Consider the following 19023-nt stretch of genomic DNA (forward strand, 5'->3'; position numbering starts at 1 on the left):
GCGGCGATGATCCGCCGCGCCTACCAAAACCAACCACAATATCAATCAACCAAGGGAGAGAGAAAATGTTTACTTCAATGGCAAGGAAATCGCTGGCGGCACTGGCCGTTACTGCGACGGCTTTGGCGGCGTCAATGTCGCCTGCGCAGGCGGAATACCCTGAAAAGCCGGTGACGATGGTAATCCCGCTGGGTGCTGGCGGATCGCATGATCTGAACGCCCGGATCATCACGTCAGTCATTCCCAGCTATCTGGGCCAGGCAATGATCGTGCGGCTGACCCCAGGTGCAGGTGGGCAGAAGGGCACGCAAGAGGTCGCGCGCGCGCCGGCCGATGGCTATACGCTGCTGTTTACGCACAACTACATCGACATGTTGCAGCAATATGTCGAAAACGTACCCTATGAGCCGCTCAAGGATTTCGTTCCGATTGCCCGCGTGAACTATGCCCCGGCATCGGTTATCGTGCGCAGCGACAGCCCCTATCAGACGTTTCAGGATTTCGTAGACGACGCGAAGGCCAATCCGGGCAAGGTTCAACTGAGCCATTCCGGCAATTGGGGCGCGTTCTTTGTCCCTGCCGCGCTGATGATGAAAAAGCTGGATCTGTCCCTGAATCTCGTTCCGCATCAAGGGGGCGGTCCTGCCATGCAGGCGCTGTTGGCTGGAGATTCCGATATTTCACTGGCCTTCCCTTCGGCGATCGGTGAATTGCTCAAGGCGGGCAAGATCCGCGTTTTGGCTACGGCAGGCACCACGCGCATTTATGATGACGTTCCGACCCTGGAAGAAGTGGGTGTAGATGGCGATATCGGTTTCATGCACCGCTTTGTGCTGGCCCCGGCGGGAACCCCGCCCGAAGCATTGGAAAAACTGTCGGCGGCCTTTGCGGATCTTTCCAAGGATGCGACGTTCACCAAATTGATGGCCCGCTTGGGCGAAAGCGTCGATCCGATGACCGGCCCGGAATATCAGGCGCTGCGCGAAAGTCAGGCCACGGCCTATCATGAACTTGTCAATGATCTGACGTCGCAGTGATGCGGTTGCCGCAACCGATGGATTGCGGTGCAAATAGGGAAAGCGCCGGGACCAGTGCCCGGCGCTTTGCCGATGGTTTGAGCCGGCCATTTCGGGCTTGTAAAGGATCTGCGCAAAGGGCGCAGAGTATCGCGTACCTCAATGGCATCACCACGCCGGACCGTGTCAGATCATGTGAACCGAATGCCACCTTTCCCGGCGCACCTGCCGGGAAGAGGTGCCGGCGGATTTCACTGAATCCGCCGACGTTATTGACATGGCTTGCGCTACAAAGCGGCGACACCCAGATCACGGGCCAGATCGGCCAGCGTCTCGCGCAGCGGGGCAGGGATGGGAATACCCTGCGCGGTGCGGTCCCGGGTCACCTTGTTCAGCCGCTCGCCGGGCAGACGGATTTCATCGACGCCGGTCATGCGGGCCGAAGATTTCATTTGCCGCCAGACATCATCGATATCGGCGCGGAACTTGACCGGATCGGCAAACGCCGCGATATCCAACGCAAGGATCACATGGCCGGTATTGGTGGTGCTGGTCGCGTCGGCATTGAAATCCACCACGTCACGGCCAAAGGCCGCGCCATTCAGAACCCCCGCGAGTATGCCGAAGATCAGCGACAGCCCATATCCTTTGGGCCCGCCAATCGGCAGCAGGAACCCGTCGGCGGCGCGATTGGGATCGGTCAAGGGTTTGCCGTCGCGGTCGATCATCCAGCCTTCGGGCATCATTTCGCCGCGCTGTGCAGCGGTCTTGACCTTGCCATAGGCCGCAACCGTTGTTGCCATGTCCAGAACGATCGGCGGAAAATCCCGCGAAGGCAGGGCGACAGCGATCGGATTGGTGCTAAGCAACATGTCCGTTCCGCCCCAGGGCGGCATATGGTTGGCGCTGCCCACCGCGAGGTAAAGACCAATCATGTTTTCGCGCGCGGGCATCATCGCGTAAAGCGATGCTGGCCCGGCATGGTTGGAATGGCGCGCCCCAACCCAGGCGACGCCGGTGCCGCGCGCCTTCTGCATCGCCAGTTCGGTGGCGTGATGCATCACCAAATGGCCCATTCCGTTGTCGCCATCAATCAGCGCGGTGGCCGGGCGTTCGTGCAATCGGGTGAAATTGGGCGTCATGTTCATGCCGCCGGCATGAATGCGTTTGATATACATCGGCAGGCGAAACACCCCGTGCCCGTCCTGTCCCATAAGATCGGCCTGCGCCATCAGTCCGGCAACCGTCGCGGCGTCGGATTCGGGCATGCCGCAGGCCCCCAGGCATCGCGCGATGAAAGCTTTCAGATCGGCATGAGCAACGGTTTGGTTCAGGGACATGGGATACCTCTTGGGGGGATGAAAGAAGAACAGATGACAGTCCGGAAAATCGAAAGGATCAGAACATGACGGATGGAAAAATCGTGCGCTACGAGGAAATTGTGCCCTTTGCCCGTGGCGACCTTGTCGAAACACGACTTATGGTGGGGCGCGGCACCGATCCTTCGGCGCCGTTTACCACCGGGACCACCGTGTTTCCCGCGGGCAGCGCCGCCCCCTTGCACAGCCACAACTGCGCTGAACAGGTGACGATCCTGTCCGGCACCGCCGAAGCGATGGTGGGGGGCGAAGTGGTGCAACTGGGGCCGCTGGATACCAGCTTTGTGCCTGCCGACGTACCGCATTATTTCCGCAATACCGGTGCCGGGCAACTGACGATCCTGTGGATCTACGGCGCGCGCGACGTGACCCGGACTTTTGTTGAAACGGGGGAAACAGTCGCGCATATGTCGCCTCGGGATCAGGTTTGAAAAGAGGGGCGCGCCGGGCTGAAGGGTGGCGTCGTTCAAAATGGTTGACCATTGTATCATTTGTGTGCCATTTTGGCGGGGCATGTCCCGAATATACTGCAACTAAATTGAAATAAAAGAAAAATTGAGCTAATGGCTTTGGGTTTTTCACGAATTATGGTGAACCAATGAGTGATAAAGTCTTGACACGAGTGCGGAATTGGATCGCCAGTTCCGGGCTGACGGAAGGCGGTCGGCTGCCGCCCGAGCGCGAGTTGTGCGCGCGGCTCGGCGTCAGCCGCGCCGAACTTCGCAAAGCCAATTTGGTGCTGGAATCCGAGGGGTTGCTGACCCGTCATGTCGGGCGCGGCACCTTTCTGTCGAAGGCCCCGCGCCCGGCCCGGGGCGGTGGCATCGATGATGCCATTGCCACGCTCGCCGAAAGCACCGGTCCGGTTGATGCGATGAAGGCGCGTCTGGTGCTGGAACCCGAAATCGCCCGGCTGGCGGCGATGAACGCCACGCCGATGCAGTTGCGCGAATTGCGACGGTTGGCGGGTGCAATGCGTGCCGCCTCCAGTTGGAGCGCATATGAGGTTCTGGATGGCGAATTCCACGAAACCATGGCTGCGGCTTCGGGGAATTCTTTGCTTCAGGCGCTCCACAAGATCATGAATGGCGTGCGCCTGGTGGTGGTCTGGCGTCGGCTGAAAACCTCTGACCTGGGGCCGGATCCATCCTACCATTCCTTTGCCGAACATGATGTGATCCTGACTGCGCTGGAAAACCGCGACGGTGCCGCGGCCAGCGCGGCGATGCAGGCGCATCTTAACAGTACGGTTTCCGCTATGACCGCCGAGGGCTGAAATCAGAAGAACACATAGCAGGTATCAGCAAAGCTTGTTGGCCCGGTACATTGATCAAATGTAAAATCTGATCAATGACTTAGGTAGAAATGGATGTGCGAATGAGACAGGTAGAAGTAGCGGTGATCGGAACCGGATGGTGCGGCGGAATGCGGGCGGAAACGCTGGCCAAATCGGCTTTGGTCGATCGCCTGCATATCTGTGAAATCAATCCCGAGCGGTTGGCCGAAGTCGCGGCGCTGACCAATCCCGCGACCACCACAGCAGATTACCAGGACATCGTGAAGAACCCGGCAATCGAGGTGGTCTATATTTCGACCACGCCCGAACCGACCCATTACCCGATCGCGCGCGACTGCCTGAAGGCGGGTAAGCATGTGTTGCTGGAAAAACCCATCGCAATGGAACTGGCCGAAGCCGATGACCTAATCGCCATTTCACGCGACAAAGGGGTGAAGTTCACGATCGGCTATTCGCAGCGCTTCAACCCGAAAATCGCCTATGCCAAAAAAGCTATCGCCGAAGGCAAGTTGGGCAAGATCGTCAATGTGATGGTCAGCCGCCACCTGTCGCGCAGCCTTGGTGCAAAGATCGCCAACCGGGTCAAGCTGTCGCCTGCGGCGATGGAATCGACCCATGATCTGGACTTCGTCTACTGGTTGTTGGGCGCCAAGCCGGTCAAGGTCTATTCGCAGGGTGCCTATGGCTTCATGAAGGATCTGAACGGCTCCTATGATTGCATGTGGAATACCGTGAACATGGATAACGGCACATTGGTTGTCGTCGGCGGGGGCTGGAACCTGCCGCCAAGCTATCCCAATTATTGCGCCACCTGGATCGAGATCACCGGGACCGAAGGATCCCTGGTTCTGGACGACACGTCGCGCGACAATTGGCTGAATACGGTCGAGAATGGCACCCGTTTTCCGATGTCCACGATGCCGGGTGAACATGTCGATCATATGTATGCCGGCCAGATGGGGCCGGAAACGCTGCATTTTCTGGAATCCGTTCTGTTGGACCGGCCGCCGCTGGTGGCCCCGGAACATGCGCGGATGGTGATGGAAAGCTACCTCGCCGCCGACATTTCTGCGGAAACCGGCGAGGTGGTTTCGCTGCCGTTGTCCAATCATGCGCTGGCGACGCTGGCGGACATGAAAGCCGGAAAGTGAGCCGGTTCGGCATTTTCGGGCTTGGGTTGATCGGCAGCGCCGTTGCTGAGCGCTTGATCGGGGCCGGGCATGATCTGCGCGGCTTTGATCCTGATCCGGCAAATATGACCCGGCTTGACCGGCTTGGCGGCAACGCTTGCGATGCCGCCAAGGTCTGGCAGTCCGACTATGTGTTTTCCTGCGTCTTCGACACCGACCAGTTGTCAGCCCTGATCGAGCGCGCGCCAGAGTGCCGTACGGTTCTGGTATCGCTCAGCACCTGCGACCCTGATCGGATGCAGGCGCTGGCAGAAACCGCCGCGGCGCGGGGGATCACCTTGATCGAGGCTCCGATTTCCGGGTCCAGCCGGGCGCTGGCGAAGGGGGATGTTCTGCTGCTGGTGGCGGGGAACCTGCGGGTGGCACAGGAACTGGCCCCGGTTTTTGATTTACTGTCGCGCCAGCATCTGCATGTCGGGGCGATCGGCAACGGCAATCGTGCCAAGCTTGCCATCAATCTGGTGCTTGGGTTGAATCGCGCCGCATTGGCCGAAGGCATGGTTTTCGCCGAAGCGATGGGTCTGGCACCGGACGATTTTCTGACAATGGCGCGGGCATCTGCCGCCTATTCCGCGGTCATGGATGCCAAGGGTCAGATGATGGTCGATCGGGATTTTGCGGCACAGGGCCGGATCGTGCAATCGGCCAAGGATTTCGACCTGATCCGGGCCGGGGCGGTGGCGGCCGGGCAGGGCTTGCCCTTTACAGAAACCTATCTGGAAATGATGCGGGACGCGATTGCGCAGGGCGAAGGCGATCTCGACAATGCGGCGGTGTTGCTGCCAATCGCCCGCAGTCTGCCGCGATAAACTTGTGCCCCGCCAGATATCTGGTGGGGCATGTTAATTGTCACTTCTGGTTGCCTTGCGCGGCAAGGCGGACACTGTCGGGCACCGGCAGAGGGGCGTTGGGCCCATCGATGAATTCAACCGTGGTGAAAATCAGTTCGCTATCACCGATATTCTGCACCGAATGCAGCATCTGATCGCCTTCCCCATAGTTGAAGTGGCGGGTTTCCCCCTGAAAATGGTCAACATCGCGGATTTCGCCGGACGAGAAGAAGCCACGCGCTTTGCCCGGGACGACGGCGGTCCAGAAATACCGATTCACATGGCGGTGGAACCGGCAGCGTTTGCCCGGCGGAATGCGCAGGTGCCAAATCCGCATCGTGTCGGTTTCCGACACCAGCACCGAACCGACGCAACCATTATCCACATCGCCGAGCATTTCCTGATACATCCCTTCCGGCCAATGATCAAAGGCAGCAGGATCGGGATTCATTTCCACATGATCGGGACCGTGTGTGTTGGTTTGTGTCATCTTTTTTCCTTCTTAGCTGGCGGGTTCAATGGTGCTGACAAGCGCGGCCAGATCTGACTTCAGTGCGTCTTTTTGCGCGGGTGTCAGTGGCAGCAGCGGCGGTGCCATGCGCAGCCAGCCATCGTCGCCACTGCGCCAGGCTTCGGCGGTTTTCATCGCCGCCATCAGCGGGTATTTTTGCGCGACGGCCCGCGCTGCGCGCACCGCCTGCATGGCGGTTTCGCGTTCGGGGCCTTCTGCGGCATGGCGGGCGATCTGCACCTTTGGCGCAAAGATGTTGGTCGATCCCGAAATGATCCCGGCGGTGCCGATCGACAGGCCGTCCCACAAGAACGCCTCGGACGACGGATAGACGTCGAAATTTTCGGCTACGCCACCGGTTGCTTCGACAAAGGCGCGTGATTGTTCGAAATCACCGCTGCTGTCCTTCAGGCCCGCAATCACCGGACCGAATTCCGACCTCAGCCGGTTCACCAGATCGGTCGATAGCGGCACCTGAGACATTTGCGGGAAGTGGTAGAGATAGATCCGCAGATCATCCCGCCCGATTTTTTCGACAAGATTGGCGTAATAGGCAAAAAGCCCCTCATCGGATGGCGATTTGTAATAATAGGGTGGCAGCACCAGAACATTGACATAGCCCGCGTCGCAGGCCGCCTTGGTCAGGGCGACGCAATCCTGGGCCGAGGGGGCACCGGTGCCGAAGATCACGCGATCGGTTTCGATCCCGGCTTCGGCAAAAACACCGGGCAGGGCCAGCCGATCCACCATCGGCACCGAGGTGCCTTCGCCGGTGGTGCCGGTGGGAGCGACGCCGTCACAGCCACCGTCGGTTAGCAGGTGTTGGCAATAGTTCAGCAGTTTGGCGTGGTCGAGCGCGCCATCCGCGCCAAAGGGTGAAATGGCAGCGGCATAGATACCGCGTCTTGCTTTGGTCATCGAAGGTTCCTTTGCTTTCATTTGCCTTTGGCCCCGCCGGTGATGCCCGGCTGGTTCGAAACCACCACCTTGATCGCGTCGTCGATCCGTTCGCGGGCGTGTTTCAGCGCGGTCGGCAGATCGTCCAGCGGGAAGGTGTGCGTATGCACCAGGCTGGCGTCAAAGCGCCCCGCCTCCATGAAAGCCATGGCGCGGTGGGTGGCCGATTTGCCTTCGCCACGGATGCCGTAAAGATAGATGTTGTTAACCGCCAATGCGCCCAGATCGAACGACACGGCAGATTTCGGAAACGCCGCCAGGCAAATCCGCCCGCCGCGATTGGTCATGTGTACCGCTTGATTGACAGTGGTTTCGGTCCCAGCGCAATCAACCACGTAATCGGCGCCTTTCCCGGTCAGTTCTTTCACCCGCGCCACGACGTCTTCGGAACGGGCGTCGATCACATGATCCGCGCCCAGCTTCTGACCGATCGCATTGCGGCTTTCGCGGGTGCCGATCAGGATCACCGGGGACGCACCAAGCGCCTTGGCCACGGCCACCGCCAGCAGACCGATGGGACCGGGGCCGATCACCACGACGCTTTCACCCGCGACCAGACCGCCCAGTTCGGTCAGCCCATACATCGAGGTGCCTGCGGTCACGACGAGGGTCGCTTCTTCGTCCGACATCTGATCCGGTACGCGGATCAGGGTATTGATGTTATTCACAGCATATTCGGCAAAGCCGCCATTGGTGGTGAAGCCGTTGGCGCGGTGTCCCTTGTCGTGGTCGCCGTAGTTCATCCCGTAATTGTGGCACGAGGTATACATGCCCATCCGGCAGCGCTTGCACTGGCCGCAGCCGGCGTGGATTTCGACCGTCACCCGTTCGCCAACGCGAAATTCATCGACGCCCGGTCCAAGCGCGGCAACCGTGCCCATGTATTCATGGCCCGGGGTAAAATTCTTGTTGAACGGGGCGCCACCTTCGATCATCGCGGGGGTGCCGTAGCTGATTACTTCGAGGTCGGTGGCGCAGATTGCCACGGCATCAATACGCACCAGTACTTCGGCGCGGCCCGGCACCGGCATCGGTTTGGATTGAAGGCTGAGTTCGTCCGGTCCGCCCAGGACCCAGGCCCGCATGGTGTCGGGTAATTCGTCCCCCAATCCACGCGATGCCGAAGCGGCGGGTTTGCTGGTGGTCATGGCGTCATCGTGCATTGCTGCTTTCCTCGCTATTGGTTGACCAATTGTGTGATTGGTCCAATTGAGAACCAAGTGCAATAAATTGGATGTGAATGGCAAGAAGTTTCTTTTATAGCTGACCAAAAAAGGCGTTATTCTTGCGCTCGTGCCATTGTGAATATACCATTTGTTGGCTCATTGGATAACCAATTAGGCCAAGGAAAACCCATTTCTGGCTTCCCTGCCGGTTGGTTCCGGCCTAGACTTCACCCGACCCTGGCGCCAAAGTCAGGCCCATTTGACAGGACCGAACATGATTGATCTCTATTCCTGGACCACCCCGAACGGGCGCAAGGTTTCCATCCTGCTTGAAGAACTTGGTGTGCCCTACACCGTCAAACCCATCGATATTTCCAAAGACGAACAGTTCGCGCCCGAGTTTTTAAAGATCGCACCGAACAATCGAATCCCCGCCATCGTCGATCACGACACCGGCATCCATCTGATGGAAACCGGCGCGATCATGATGTATCTGGCGCAAAAATATGACCGGTTTCAGGTGGCCGGAGACGAATACTGGCGCATGGTGGAATGGTTGATGTGGCAGATGGGCGGCTTGGGTCCGATGCTGGGCCAGGTGCATCATTTCGTGAAATACAACGCCGGAAAGTCGCCCTATGCCGAAGAGCGTTACAGCAAGGAAGCGCAGCGGCTTTACAAGGTGTTGAATACCCGGCTTGAGGGGCGCGATTATGTCGTTGGCGAAGGCAAGGGCAGCTATACGATCGCTGACATGGCGATCTGGCCGTGGATTTCGCGCTACGATTGGCAGGGCATCGATCTGGCCGACTTCGCCAATATTCGAGACTGGTACAAGCGGATCTTGGAGCGCCCAGCGGTGCAGCGCGGGTATCATGTTCCAAAATACGTTCAGGATATTCCGCAAGGATCGTGAACCAGCCCCCGGACCAAAGCATGTCCAGCCCAAGACAGGGCCTTAGAAACGCGTCGAGGCATTGCTGCAGCAATGCCTCGTTCACGGGGCCGGTGCGGAAGCGGCGCAGATCGCGCCACCACCGCATCAGACCAGCCAGATCGCGTTGAAAATCGGGCGGGAAGGCCCGTATTCCAACGCTGCTTTGACTTATTCTTCTGCCGCAGCTTCTTCGGCAGGGGCTTCGGCAGCTTCAGCGGCCTTGGCGGCTTTTTCTTCTGCGCGATCCTGAGCTTTCTTGCCCGGAACGGCTTTCTTGGGGTTGTTGCGTTCGGTCTTGGCAACGGTGCCGGAGGCTTCGAGGAAACGGGCCACACGGTCGGTGGGCTGTGCGCCCTGGTCCAGCCAGTACTGAACGCGTTCCATGTCCAGTTTCACGCGCTCTTCGCTGTCTTTCGGCAGCAGCGGGTTGTAGGTGCCCAGCTTTTCGATGAAACGGCCATCGCGCGGCATCCGGCTGTCGGCTGCGACAACGCGGTAGAAGGGACGTTTTTTCGAGCCGCCACGGGCCAAACGGATTTTCATAGCCATTGTGTTTTCTCCTTAAGATGGCGTTGACCGGTATCGAACCGGTTATTCCTGATGTTTTTTGTGGTGCTGAATGACTTCAGCGATGATGAAGTTCAGAAACTTCTTGGCGAAATCGGGGTCCAGGTCAGCCCGGTTTGCCAAATCTTCAAGTCGCGCGATCTGTTTGGCTTCGCGGGCCGGATCGGACGGGGGAAGGTCGTGTTCGGCCTTGAGACGGCCCACCGACTGGGTGTGCTTGAACCGCTCGCCCAGAGTATAGACAAGGATCGCATCCAGGCGGTCGATACTTTCGCGGTGCTCCTTGAGGAGGTCCGCAGCGCGGGTTGCGGCGTCAGTCAAGGGCGAATCCTTTCGGTTTGAACAGTGGATCGGCGTAATTGGCCAATTCCATTGCAATGCCGTGCGACAATTGGGTGTCTTTCAACCGTGCCGGGCCGGGATGTCGGTACACCACGTCATTGCCGTCGACACTGATCGCTTCGGGGTCTTTTTTCGCGCCCAGCCGTTCGGCGAGCCGGATCGAATCGAGGTTCTTCGGGTCCAGATAGGATACCGCGGTTTCCCAGCCCAAAGTGTTATAAAGATAGGACCGCACGGCGTTGGTCGCTTCCAGCGCATAGCCCTTGCCTGCGGTTTCCGGCCAGATGATCCAAGCCAGTTCCGGTTCCGGCCATTTCGCCGGTTTCCAGCCGCCCGCCATGCCCAGCGGCCTGTCGGTTTCTTTGTCGTGGATCATCCACATGCCGTAGCCGCGGATCTGCCAATGGCCGATTTCGGCGGCGTAAAGCATCCAGGTTTCATAATCGTTCAGCGGCCCGCCCATGAACCGGGCGCGGTAGCTGGTGAAGGTCGATTTGAAATTCGGATAATCCTGCGGTTCGGGGCCGCGCAGGATCAGGCGTTTGGTTTCCAACACGGGGATGTTTACCGGCATCAGGCGACCTCCGTCACGGGATGGCGGTAGACGTGGCAGGTTTCGCCGACCACTTCGCCGGCCCGTTCGAACCGTGCGCCCAGCCGTTCGGCTAAAGCTTTGGAGCGGGTGTTGTCCGGGTCGATATAGCTGATCGGGGCGGTGATGCCGAAATGGCGCGCGGCGTAGTCACGCGCAGCCAAGGCGGCTTCATAGGCAAGTCCTTTGCCTTCGAAGCCGTCATAGATATGCCAGCCGAGTTCCGGTTCATCCCAACCTTCGTTGAAGATCACGCCGACGCGCCCGGCGGTTGTGCCGCTGGTCTTGTCTTCGAGCATCCACATGCCGAATCCGCGCAGCACCCAATGGCCGTAGCCGGCCAGAAACCCGCCCCAGCTGCGGTAACGGGTATAGGGACCACCGACGAATTTTGACCGCTCCGATGCGCTGAAGGCGGCGAAAGGTTCGAAATCGCTTTCACGCGGGCCGCGCAGGATCAGCCGTTCGGTTTCGATCACCGGGATGTTCAATGCAAGGCTCATGCGTAAGCTTCCACCGAGCCGTCGGAATCCAGGTCATCGGGACGCGGGTGACGGTACAGGATGTCTTCACCCATCGCGACGTTCACATAGGTGCGTTCAGCCCAAGCGCCCAACCGTTCGGCCAAGGCGATCGAACGCGTATTCGATGGCACGATGTTCGAAGTCAGCGTGGTAAAGCCCAGCCCGTCGGGCGCATAGGCCCATTCGCGGGCACGCAGGGCGGCTTCATAGGCCAATCCCTTGCCTTCGAACCCGTCGAACACGACCCAACCCAATTCCGGTTCGGGCCAGCCGTCGGGGTTCCAGATACCGCAAATTCCGGCGGCTTTCCCGGTCGCTTTTTCTTCGATCACGAAATATCCATAACCACGGATATGCCAATGCCCGACCATCAACCCGAACCAGCGCCATGCGTCATGCCGGTTGTCATAGGCCCCGAAACCTGCCGCGCGTTCACGGTCGCACAGGAAGGCGATCAGCGGTTCGGCATCCCGATTTTCGGGGCCGCGCAGGATCAGGCGATCGGTTTCAAGAATGGGGGCTTGGGTCAGCATCGGTTTACTTCTTCTTGCCCAGACCGCTGAGGCCACCGGGTAGGCCCATGCCGCCGCCGAGACCGGGCAATCCGCCGGGCAATCCCTTGCCGCCGCTCATCGCCTTGGCGGCGGCTTCCAGCGCTTTGGGGTCCATTTGGGACGGGTCCATTCCGGCCATGTCGGCAGGCATGCCGCCTTTGCCGAACATGCCTTTCATGGCCTGTTTCAGCATGCCGCCTTTGCCCATCTTGCCCATTTTCTTCATCATGTCGGCCATTTGCCGGTGCATTTTCAGCAGTTTGTTCAGTTCGCTGACATCCTGACCGGCGCCTTTGGCGATCCGCTTTTTGCGGCTGGCCTGCAACAATTTGGGATTGGCGCGTTCTTTCTTGGTCATCGACTGGATCAGCGCGATCTGGCGGGTGATGATCTTGTCGTCGAACCCGGCTTCCTGCACCTGCTTGGCCATCTTGCCCATGCCCGGCATCATGCCCATGATGCCTTCCATGCCGCCCATCTTCATCATCTGTTCCAGCTGCATTTTCAGGTCGTTCATGTTGAACTGACCCTTCTGGAACCGCCGCATCATCCGTTCGGCCTGTTCGGCCTCGATGGTTTCTTGCGCCTTTTCGACCAGCGCCACGATGTCGCCCATGCCAAGGATACGGCCCGCGATCCGGTCGGGTTCAAAGGTTTCCAGCGCGTCCATCTTTTCGCCAAGACCGACGAATTTGATCGGCTTGCCGGTGACGGCGCGCATCGACAAGGCAGCACCGCCACGCCCGTCGCCATCCATCCGGGTCAGCACGACGCCAGAAATGCCAACCTTGGCATCGAATTCTTCGGCCACCTCGACGGCGACCTGACCGGTCAATCCGTCGACCACCAGCAGGGTTTCGCGCGGGTTGACGACGTTGCGAACCTGTTCGACTTCGTCCATCAGGACTTCGTCGATATGCAACCGACCCGCAGTGTCGAGCATATAGACGTCATAGCCGCCCATCGTCGCCTGCTGCTTGGCGCGTTTGGCGATATCGACCGGTTTCTGCCCCGGCACGATCGGCAGGGTGTCGACACCGATCTGGGTGCCCAGAACCGCCAACTGTTCCATCGCCGCCGGACGGTAGACATCAAGCGAGGCCATCAGCACCCGCTTGCCTTCGCGTTCGGTCAACCGCTTGGCCAGCTTGCCGGTGGTGGTGGTTTTGCCGGACCCTTGCAGGCCGACCATCAGGATCGGCGTCGGCGGGTTGTCGATCTTCAGCGCACCGGGATCGCCTTCGCCGGCCAGAACATCGACCAGCGCGTCATGTACGATCTTGACGACCTGTTGACCCGGTGTGACCGATTTGGTCACCGATTGGCCGGTGGCCTGATCTTGTACTTTCTTGACGAAATCGCGGGCGACGGGCAACGATACGTCGGCTTCGAGCAGTGCGACACGCACTTCGCGCAGGGCGGTTTTGACGTCTTCGTCGCTCAGCGCGCCTTGCTTGGTCAGGCGGTCAAAGACTCCGCCCAGGCGTTCGGATAGATTTTCAAACATTCCTGCGGCTCCTTCAACGCCGTTTCAATATGGTCCTACAGGTAAGCAGGACCGGCCCAAATGCCAACTGCCCCCGTGGGCGCGACGCGCTGACGGGGGGCGATCCTTGCATGATGCAAAGGACCGGAAGCATGACAGACTCCCGGAATTGAGGCAGCGTTTAGAGATGCGGCGCGGCAGAGTCAAGTTTTCCGGTTCAAATCGGCCTGTCGGCAAGGGGATGTGATTTGGCGAGCATGGTCGCGTTCAGTCGCCACATGCCCCAAGCCAGCGGGATCGCCGCCAGCCCGCCGATGACATAGGCAAGCGGTTCATCGGCAAAGCTTTCAAAAAACTGGGTGTAGGCGTGGATTGCGCCAAAGGTCATGGCCGCGTTGAACAGCCCGCGTTTGTTGCGGTGGGCGGCCCAGAACACGATGGCGACCAGCGCGATGGCCCATAGTACGGAAAAGACATTTGCAGAAATGTGCAGGGACATGTCACGGAACGCTTCCTGCGCGGCTTGGTATTGTTCGAAGTCGCTTTGGCCGTCGGTTCCGCTGAAATCGGAATATTCGGGTCCCCAGATCGTTTCGCCCACCGTATTGCCCCAAAGCGATCCGACCAACGCGGACATGTTGGCAACGATAAAGGCCAGTATCGCAAGAATACCGGCATGGCGCGCCACTTGACCGGGCCGGCGCGCCGCGATCCAGAGGCACAGTGCAATCAGCGCGCTGAGTTGTAATATCGAAAGCACCGGTTCCGGAGAATAGAACACGTAAGCGGCGTGAAAGTATTCGGTCCCGGTATCCAGCGCCTGCGCAAAGGGGACGATGGATAAGGCCGTGATCAGCCGGACATCGGTGAACCAACCCGCACCCGCGATCACCGCGAAGGCGTAGAGGAAGAAGCCCGCTTTTACGGCGCCGAACAGGTCGAACTGATAGAACAGGAAGCCAAGTCCAAAAAGGTGCAGCCCAACACCCATCAGCAATATCGCCCCGATCACGAAGCCTGCCGCAGCACTTTTGCGGGTCAACGCCAGGGCGGACAGGGCGGTGGTGATTGCGCCCACAGCCGTCATGATCCAACCGGCGCTGTGTTCGAAATTCATCAGCAGTTCAACCGTGCCGCCGCCCAGCAACAGGCCCGCGCCGATCAGCGAAGCCGCGTTGCCGAACATGCGGACCATATTGGCGCCGCGCGCCAGAATGGCGATGCCACCGGCCAGCATCAGCGATCCCAACAGGGCAACCGCGACCGGATTGGCCAGCCACAAGATGAATCCGGCCGTTGCGGCCAGAATGCCCAGACAAAGCACAGAATTTACGGCAAGTGTTATCATCGCGTCGCGGGCGCGGTTTGTGATTTCCTTGGCCTGAAGGGGCGTGATGATGCCATCCGCCACCAGTTTTTCAGTATCTGCAACGGCAAACATGGGGCATTCTTTCTGTGGTCAGGAATGATCGGCACGATAGGCGCGATCTTCGTGTTTCGATAGTCATTATTTCCGAACGTTGTGGGCTTTGTGGTCGGACATAACCGGATTGGTTTTCAACAAGATGGGTTCGCGCGCGGTGGCCAAGATGGGTTCGCGCGCGGTGGCATCGTGTTGTAAACGGAGTGTGGCAAGTGATGGGGGAAACCATGCGCGATGGCGTGATCTTGGTGGCAACAGGGGCGGGATATGTCGATCTGGCGGTGCAATGCCTGGCCAGCATCCGGCACAGCAATCCCGGGGTGCCGGTCGATCTGTTCACCGATCTGCCGGATGCGCCGGGTGTTGACGGGTTCGACCGGGTGCATCCGGTGCCGTCGACCCATCCGCGCGTCAAGTTGGAGTGTTTGTCCAAGGCGCGGTTCGATCGGGTGTTGTTTCTGGATTGCGACACGCTGGTGATTGCCCCTTTGGGTGATCTGTTCGATCTGGCCGACCGGTTCGCGCTGTCGCTGGCCCATGATGTCCGTCGGCGGATGGAGCTGATACAGGACGGGACTCATCCGACACCTTACGCGTTTCCACAGCTGAATTCGGGAGTGATGCTGTATCGAAACGATGCCGAAATGGCGGCGTTTTTCGCCGAATGGAAACGGCGTTATGAGGGCTCTGACGGCGACAGGGATCAGCCGGTTCTGAAGGATCTGCTGTGGGACAGCGATCTGCGCTTTTATGTGCTGCCGCCGGAATTCAACCTGCGCCGGGTTACGATGCTGGATGCGTGGGAACCGTTGGATGCGGTGCCGACAATCATCCATTCGCATCGGTTGTTGCAGCATTTGCGCGGACGGGGCGCACGGGTGACGACGCTGGATGAATTGCGGGCGCTGGAACGTATCGCACTGGAGGAAGAATGGCGCGCCGATGGGGCCGACGCTCCATGGCAGCGCTGAGCGGAAAATCGGTATTTTGCGAGGTGCGGCAGGACAGAACCGAACGTCGTTACCGCTTGTTTTATACCCGCGAATGTCTAGCTACTCTGGGGCGGGTTGTCCGGTGGAGCAGGTTCAGATGGCAGTTTATCCTATTCTCTTGCTCATCGCGGCAGGTGCTTTGGGCGCTTGGTCCTGGTCTAAACGGCAGGCGCGCGCAAACCTTCTGACGACCCCGCTTACGGATCATCAGCGTAGCATTGTCGCGCAACAGGTGCCGCTGACCCGAAAACTGCCGTCCGAATTGCGCGGCAGGTTCGAAGGCAAGATCAACGCGTTTGTGAGCCAGATCGAATTTATCGGCTGCAACGGGTTGGACGTGACCGAAGAAATGCGGCTTTCAATCGCGGCGCAAGCCTGCCTTCTCGTCGTCAACAGTGACGCATGGTACGACCATCTGCGCACCATTCTGATCTATCCGGGGGCGTTCAAGTCGCGCCATGCCGAACACAGCGGCTATGTGGTGACCGAACGCGAAACGGTGCGGACGGGTGAAAGTTGGGCCCGCGGTCCGGTGGTTCTGTCCTGGGCGCATGCCCAACAGGGCGCCATCAATGACGAGGACGGTCATAACGTCGTTTTTCATGAATTCGCCCATCAGATCGACGATCTGTCCGGGCATACTGACGGTGTCCCCAACCTCAACGGAAATCAGAGCTTCGCAGACTGGCAACGCGTGTTCGTCACCGCGTATGAAAACCACGTTCAACATGTTCAGGCGGGGCGCAGGACCGTATTGGACGCCTATGGTGCCGAGGGCCCAGAGGAGTTTTTCGCAGTGGCGGTTGAGGCGTTTTTTGAAAAACCGGCGGCGCTCGAACGTGGCGAACCCGCGGTTTACGAACAACTGGCAATGCTTTTGCGTCTTGACCCGTTGGAATGGGGATAATCCGACCTTGGTAATAACATGGGATCAGGTCCGCAGTATCTTAGCGCTGAACTGAAAGCGGGCATCCCACAGAAATCCGGGCGGTCGCTGATCTGCAACCGCCCGTGACTTTGGCATTCGGAATTTGTGCGTTTCACTGCGCCGAAAATCAGGCCGCGAGGTTGGCGATGCCTTCATTGGCGGCGTTCAGCGATGCTTCGGCATCGATGGCGAAGTGGTCTGAGGCGACGAATTGTACATCGGTAATACCGAAGAAGCCCAGCATGTGACGCAGATAGCCCGAAGCGAAATCGATATCCGATCCCAGCCGGGTACCGTTCGATGAATAGGCGATGATCGCACGGGTGCCCTTTACCAATCCTTCCGGACCCGATTCGGAGTAGCGGAAGGTTTCACCCGCCCGCGCCATCTGATCGAACCAGGTTTTCAACTGGCTGGGCAGGTTGAAATTATAGACCGGCAGGCCAATCACCACGGTGTCGGCGGCTTTGAGTTCGGCAATCAATTGGTCCGACAGGGCGGCGATTTCGGACTGCTCGGCGTTGCGCTGATCGGCAGGGGTGTTCACCGCAACGATCCAGGCCGCGTCGGTTTCGGGCACCGGGTTGGCCCCCAGATCGCGATAGATGAGGTCCGAATCGGTATGAGCGCCGCGCAACCGGTCAACGATGGCGCGGGTCAAATCCTTGGAAATCGAGCCTGCAGGTTTGATGCTGGCATCGATATGCAAGATGGAATGGGTCATGTTACATGTCCTGTGTTTAATCGTCTGATGTGCCTTCTATATCGATGTGCGAAAATATTGAAAATCTCGCAAAATGCGCATATTTATGTGCGTAATTGAACGTTGATGTGCCCCGGATGCGACCTTGAAGACGGTGCGAAACACACTGACAAAGCCTGATCTGAAGTTTATTGAGATTCCGGGCTGATTTATCGGAAATGATTGTTCTGGAAGCGGTATTGACGCCTTTTGAGGCGTTCTGAAGCACGGGTGTAGCAATACTGCCATACTGCGCAGTGTCCCCAAAATTAGCAGGGTCAGAGTGATTGACAATTTGCACCCGGGAAGACTAGGTTGAGCCCAGTCTTATATCTAAGGGGGTTTACCCATGAAATTCAAAATTATTGCGGCCGCCGCGATTGTCGCTTTCTCTCCTCTCGCAGCCGTTGCTGGTGGTCTGGGCGGCGCAGCCGATCCCGTTGTGACTCCTGACGACGACGATATTCTGGCGGCTCCGTCGCTGGGCAGCGCAGGCATCGCGCCCGCCGCTATCGCTGGTGCTGTTGTGCTGGCTCTGGTCGCGTCCTCGTCCTCGAGCGACAGCACCACCGTCACCACGGAATAATTTATTCCTAAAAGAATTGAATGAAGCGCGCCCGTTGTGGTGCGCTTTTTTCGTTGATAGCCTGCCTGTTATGGGCGGCTATCGCATGGCCGGGGCATTTTCCAGAGCCGAAACAGGATGATTTTCAATGGATAACTGGGATGAAATTCGCACCGCCTTTCAGGTGGCGCGCATGGGCACGGTTAGCGGTGCTGCCGAAGTATTGGGGGTCCATCACGCCACCGTGATTCGCCATATCGACGCTTTGGAAACCCAGTTGGGCATCAAGCTGTTCCAGCGCCATGCGCGTGGCTACACCCCGACCGAAGCCGGACAGGATCTGATGCGGGTGGCGCAGGCCACCGACGATCAGTTCAGCCAATTGGCCGGACGAATCAAAGGCCAGGGGGATGGCGTGTCGGGCGAATTGGTCGTGACCTCTTTGTCGGGGTTATCGACGCTGCTGATGCCGGTCATGGCGGATTTCCGCCTCAAATATCCCGAAGTCATTCTGCGCTACCTGACCGGGGATCGGTTGTTCCGATTGGAATATGGTGAAGCCCATGTCGCCATCCGCGCCGGGCGCGCACCGGAAGAACCCGACAACGTCGTGCAACCACTGCTGACTCAGAATACGGCGCTTTATGCGGCGAAATCTTATGTCGACCGAATGGGGAAGCCCGATTGCACCGACGATTTTAAGACCCACCTGTTTGTCGGCACCGATAACCGCAACAGTCTTGCGCCTTTTTATCGCTGGCTGTGGGAAAAGGTTCCCGAAGAAAACATCATCTTCCGTAGCGTCGATTACCGGGCACTGCATCTGGCTGTATTGGCGGGGGTCGGTATCGGTTTCATGGCTAAATGGGAAGCCGAGAAACATCCCGATCTGACGGAAATCTGCACCGACCGCGAAGATTGGCAATCGTCTTTGTGGCTGGTGACTCATGTCGATCTGCATCGCACCACCAAGGTGCAGGCCTTCGTGAAGTTCCTCAAGGAACGTGCCAAGGACTGGGGTTGAG

General features: G+C 58.9%; 22 protein-coding genes. 10 read left to right on the plus strand and 12 right to left on the minus strand.

The features are described 5' to 3' along the window. Positions 1–65 precede the first annotated feature (65 nt). Positions 66–1037, plus strand: a complete 972-nt coding sequence (locus TG4357_RS16775) for a Bug family tripartite tricarboxylate transporter substrate binding protein (protein ID WP_082644180.1) — start codon at positions 66–68, stop codon at positions 1035–1037. Between the two features lie 266 nt (positions 1038–1303). On the opposite strand, the gene TG4357_RS16780 is transcribed toward TG4357_RS16775, so the two are convergent. After that, entirely contained in the window at positions 1304–2356 is a 1053-nt protein-coding gene (locus TG4357_RS16780; RefSeq protein WP_058264061.1) for an Ldh family oxidoreductase, read from the minus strand. 65 nt (positions 2357–2421) lie between these two features. Between TG4357_RS16780 and TG4357_RS16785 the strand changes: the two genes are divergently transcribed. The 4 genes from TG4357_RS16785 (at position 2422) to TG4357_RS16800 (ending at position 5691) form a co-directional block, all read left to right on the plus strand. Further along, complete coding sequence (locus TG4357_RS16785; RefSeq protein ID WP_058264062.1) at positions 2422–2826, plus strand: cupin domain-containing protein; 405 nt, start codon at positions 2422–2424, stop codon at positions 2824–2826. Between the two features lie 167 nt (positions 2827–2993). Then, a complete protein-coding gene (locus TG4357_RS16790; RefSeq protein WP_074646838.1) occupies positions 2994–3671 on the plus strand; it encodes a FadR/GntR family transcriptional regulator in 678 nt (225 codons plus the stop codon). 101 nt (positions 3672–3772) lie between these two features. Next, positions 3773–4843 carry a Gfo/Idh/MocA family protein gene (locus TG4357_RS16795; RefSeq protein WP_058264183.1) on the plus strand — a complete coding sequence of 357 codons (1071 nt, stop codon included), beginning with the start codon at positions 3773–3775 and terminating at the stop codon, positions 4841–4843. Further along, on the plus strand, positions 4840–5691 hold the full coding sequence (locus TG4357_RS16800) for an NAD(P)-dependent oxidoreductase (protein ID WP_058264064.1): 852 nt from the start codon (positions 4840–4842) through the stop codon (positions 5689–5691). The genes TG4357_RS16795 and TG4357_RS16800 overlap by 4 nt, the downstream gene beginning before the upstream one ends. 40 nt (positions 5692–5731) lie before the next feature. Here the strand turns inward: TG4357_RS16800 and TG4357_RS16805 are convergent, their stop codons facing one another. From TG4357_RS16805 to TG4357_RS16815, 3 genes are read right to left on the minus strand one after another with little or no spacing between them, the layout of a single operon-like run. Next, positions 5732–6202: a cupin domain-containing protein gene (locus TG4357_RS16805; RefSeq protein ID WP_139193600.1), complete on the minus strand. Its 471-nt coding sequence runs from the start codon at positions 6200–6202 to the stop codon at positions 5732–5734. Between the two features lie 12 nt (positions 6203–6214). Continuing rightward, positions 6215–7141, minus strand: a complete 927-nt coding sequence (locus TG4357_RS16810; RefSeq protein ID WP_074646868.1) for a dihydrodipicolinate synthase family protein — start codon at positions 7139–7141, stop codon at positions 6215–6217. Positions 7142–7158: 17 nt separating this feature from the next. Beyond that, on the minus strand, positions 7159–8343 hold the full coding sequence (locus TG4357_RS16815; protein ID WP_233487549.1) for a zinc-dependent alcohol dehydrogenase: 1185 nt from the start codon (positions 8341–8343) through the stop codon (positions 7159–7161). 277 nt (positions 8344–8620) lie between these two features. Here TG4357_RS16815 and TG4357_RS16820 point away from each other — a divergent pair, with 277 nt between their 5' ends. Beyond that, on the plus strand, positions 8621–9262 hold the full coding sequence (locus TG4357_RS16820; RefSeq protein WP_058264066.1) for a glutathione S-transferase family protein: 642 nt from the start codon (positions 8621–8623) through the stop codon (positions 9260–9262). 189 nt (positions 9263–9451) lie between these two features. Here the strand turns inward: TG4357_RS16820 and rpsP are convergent, their stop codons facing one another. The 7 genes from rpsP to TG4357_RS16855 form a co-directional block, all read right to left on the minus strand. Next, complete coding sequence (gene rpsP / locus TG4357_RS16825) at positions 9452–9832, minus strand: 30S ribosomal protein S16 (RefSeq protein ID WP_058264067.1); 381 nt, start codon at positions 9830–9832, stop codon at positions 9452–9454. Positions 9833–9874: 42 nt separating this feature from the next. Next, positions 9875–10171: a chorismate mutase gene (locus TG4357_RS16830; RefSeq protein ID WP_058264068.1), complete on the minus strand. Its 297-nt coding sequence runs from the start codon at positions 10169–10171 to the stop codon at positions 9875–9877. Continuing rightward, positions 10164–10766: a GNAT family N-acetyltransferase gene (locus TG4357_RS16835; protein ID WP_058264069.1), complete on the minus strand. Its 603-nt coding sequence runs from the start codon at positions 10764–10766 to the stop codon at positions 10164–10166. Before TG4357_RS16835 ends, TG4357_RS16830 begins: the two co-directional genes overlap by 8 nt. Then, positions 10766–11287, minus strand: coding sequence for a GNAT family N-acetyltransferase (locus TG4357_RS16840; RefSeq protein ID WP_058264070.1), 522 nt, complete (start codon positions 11285–11287; stop codon positions 10766–10768). Before TG4357_RS16840 ends, TG4357_RS16835 begins: the two co-directional genes overlap by 1 nt. Continuing rightward, positions 11284–11841, minus strand: coding sequence for a GNAT family N-acetyltransferase (locus TG4357_RS16845; protein WP_058264071.1), 558 nt, complete (start codon positions 11839–11841; stop codon positions 11284–11286). The genes TG4357_RS16840 and TG4357_RS16845 overlap by 4 nt, the downstream gene beginning before the upstream one ends. A 4-nt stretch (positions 11842–11845) precedes the next feature. Further along, on the minus strand, positions 11846–13369 hold the full coding sequence (gene ffh / locus TG4357_RS16850; protein ID WP_058264072.1) for a signal recognition particle protein: 1524 nt from the start codon (positions 13367–13369) through the stop codon (positions 11846–11848). A gap of 196 nt (positions 13370–13565) precedes the next feature. Further along, positions 13566–14789 (minus strand): hypothetical protein, encoded by a 1224-nt coding sequence (locus TG4357_RS16855; protein WP_058264073.1) that lies wholly within the window; start codon positions 14787–14789, stop codon positions 13566–13568. Positions 14790–14986: 197 nt separating this feature from the next. Here TG4357_RS16855 and TG4357_RS16860 point away from each other — a divergent pair, with 197 nt between their 5' ends. After that, complete coding sequence (locus TG4357_RS16860; protein ID WP_233487550.1) at positions 14987–15742, plus strand: putative nucleotide-diphospho-sugar transferase; 756 nt, start codon at positions 14987–14989, stop codon at positions 15740–15742. A gap of 118 nt (positions 15743–15860) precedes the next feature. After that, positions 15861–16670 (plus strand): M90 family metallopeptidase, encoded by an 810-nt coding sequence (locus TG4357_RS16865; RefSeq protein ID WP_058264074.1) that lies wholly within the window; start codon positions 15861–15863, stop codon positions 16668–16670. Between the two features lie 148 nt (positions 16671–16818). On the opposite strand, the gene TG4357_RS16870 is transcribed toward TG4357_RS16865, so the two are convergent. Next, positions 16819–17415, minus strand: coding sequence for an FMN-dependent NADH-azoreductase (locus TG4357_RS16870; RefSeq protein ID WP_058264075.1), 597 nt, complete (start codon positions 17413–17415; stop codon positions 16819–16821). A 367-nt stretch (positions 17416–17782) separates the two neighbouring features. Between TG4357_RS16870 and TG4357_RS16875 the strand changes: the two genes are divergently transcribed. After that, positions 17783–18019 (plus strand): hypothetical protein, encoded by a 237-nt coding sequence (locus TG4357_RS16875; RefSeq protein ID WP_058264076.1) that lies wholly within the window; start codon positions 17783–17785, stop codon positions 18017–18019. 127 nt (positions 18020–18146) lie between these two features. Beyond that, positions 18147–19022: a LysR family transcriptional regulator gene (locus tag TG4357_RS16880; protein ID WP_058264077.1), complete on the plus strand. Its 876-nt coding sequence runs from the start codon at positions 18147–18149 to the stop codon at positions 19020–19022. Position 19023: the final 1 nt, after the last annotated feature.

This window comes from Thalassovita gelatinovora, from assembly GCF_001458355.1.
Lineage (GTDB): Bacteria > Pseudomonadota > Alphaproteobacteria > Rhodobacterales > Rhodobacteraceae > Thalassobius > Thalassobius gelatinovorus.

Excerpts from the sequence above, each read along its gene's own strand:
- TG4357_RS16840 (WP_058264070.1), bottom strand. The coding sequence starts at position 11,287 with ATGAGCCTTGCATTGAACATCCCGGTGATCGAAACCGAACGGCTGATC.
- TG4357_RS16835 (WP_058264069.1), bottom strand. The coding sequence starts at position 10,766 with ATGCCGGTAAACATCCCCGTGTTGGAAACCAAACGCCTGATCCTGCGC.
- TG4357_RS16815 (WP_233487549.1), bottom strand. The coding sequence starts at position 8,343 with ATGCACGATGACGCCATGACCACCAGCAAACCCGCCGCTTCGGCATCG.
- TG4357_RS16810 (WP_074646868.1), bottom strand. The coding sequence starts at position 7,141 with ATGACCAAAGCAAGACGCGGTATCTATGCCGCTGCCATTTCACCCTTT.
- TG4357_RS16820 (WP_058264066.1), top strand. The coding sequence starts at position 8,621 with ATGATTGATCTCTATTCCTGGACCACCCCGAACGGGCGCAAGGTTTCC.
- TG4357_RS16775 (WP_082644180.1), top strand. The coding sequence starts at position 66 with ATGTTTACTTCAATGGCAAGGAAATCGCTGGCGGCACTGGCCGTTACT.
- TG4357_RS16870 (WP_058264075.1), bottom strand. The coding sequence starts at position 17,415 with ATGACCCATTCCATCTTGCATATCGATGCCAGCATCAAACCTGCAGGC.
- TG4357_RS16865 (WP_058264074.1), top strand. The coding sequence starts at position 15,861 with ATGGCAGTTTATCCTATTCTCTTGCTCATCGCGGCAGGTGCTTTGGGC.
- TG4357_RS16845 (WP_058264071.1), bottom strand. The coding sequence starts at position 11,841 with ATGCTGACCCAAGCCCCCATTCTTGAAACCGATCGCCTGATCCTGCGC.
- TG4357_RS16855 (WP_058264073.1), bottom strand. The coding sequence starts at position 14,789 with ATGTTTGCCGTTGCAGATACTGAAAAACTGGTGGCGGATGGCATCATC.
- TG4357_RS16785 (WP_058264062.1), top strand. The coding sequence starts at position 2,422 with ATGACGGATGGAAAAATCGTGCGCTACGAGGAAATTGTGCCCTTTGCC.
- rpsP (WP_058264067.1), bottom strand. The coding sequence starts at position 9,832 with ATGGCTATGAAAATCCGTTTGGCCCGTGGCGGCTCGAAAAAACGTCCC.
- TG4357_RS16795 (WP_058264183.1), top strand. The coding sequence starts at position 3,773 with ATGAGACAGGTAGAAGTAGCGGTGATCGGAACCGGATGGTGCGGCGGA.
- TG4357_RS16880 (WP_058264077.1), top strand. The coding sequence starts at position 18,147 with ATGGATAACTGGGATGAAATTCGCACCGCCTTTCAGGTGGCGCGCATG.
- TG4357_RS16875 (WP_058264076.1), top strand. The coding sequence starts at position 17,783 with ATGAAATTCAAAATTATTGCGGCCGCCGCGATTGTCGCTTTCTCTCCT.
- TG4357_RS16790 (WP_074646838.1), top strand. The coding sequence starts at position 2,994 with ATGAGTGATAAAGTCTTGACACGAGTGCGGAATTGGATCGCCAGTTCC.
- ffh (WP_058264072.1), bottom strand. The coding sequence starts at position 13,369 with ATGTTTGAAAATCTATCCGAACGCCTGGGCGGAGTCTTTGACCGCCTG.
- TG4357_RS16780 (WP_058264061.1), bottom strand. The coding sequence starts at position 2,356 with ATGTCCCTGAACCAAACCGTTGCTCATGCCGATCTGAAAGCTTTCATC.
- TG4357_RS16805 (WP_139193600.1), bottom strand. The coding sequence starts at position 6,202 with ATGACACAAACCAACACACACGGTCCCGATCATGTGGAAATGAATCCC.
- TG4357_RS16860 (WP_233487550.1), top strand. The coding sequence starts at position 14,987 with ATGGGGGAAACCATGCGCGATGGCGTGATCTTGGTGGCAACAGGGGCG.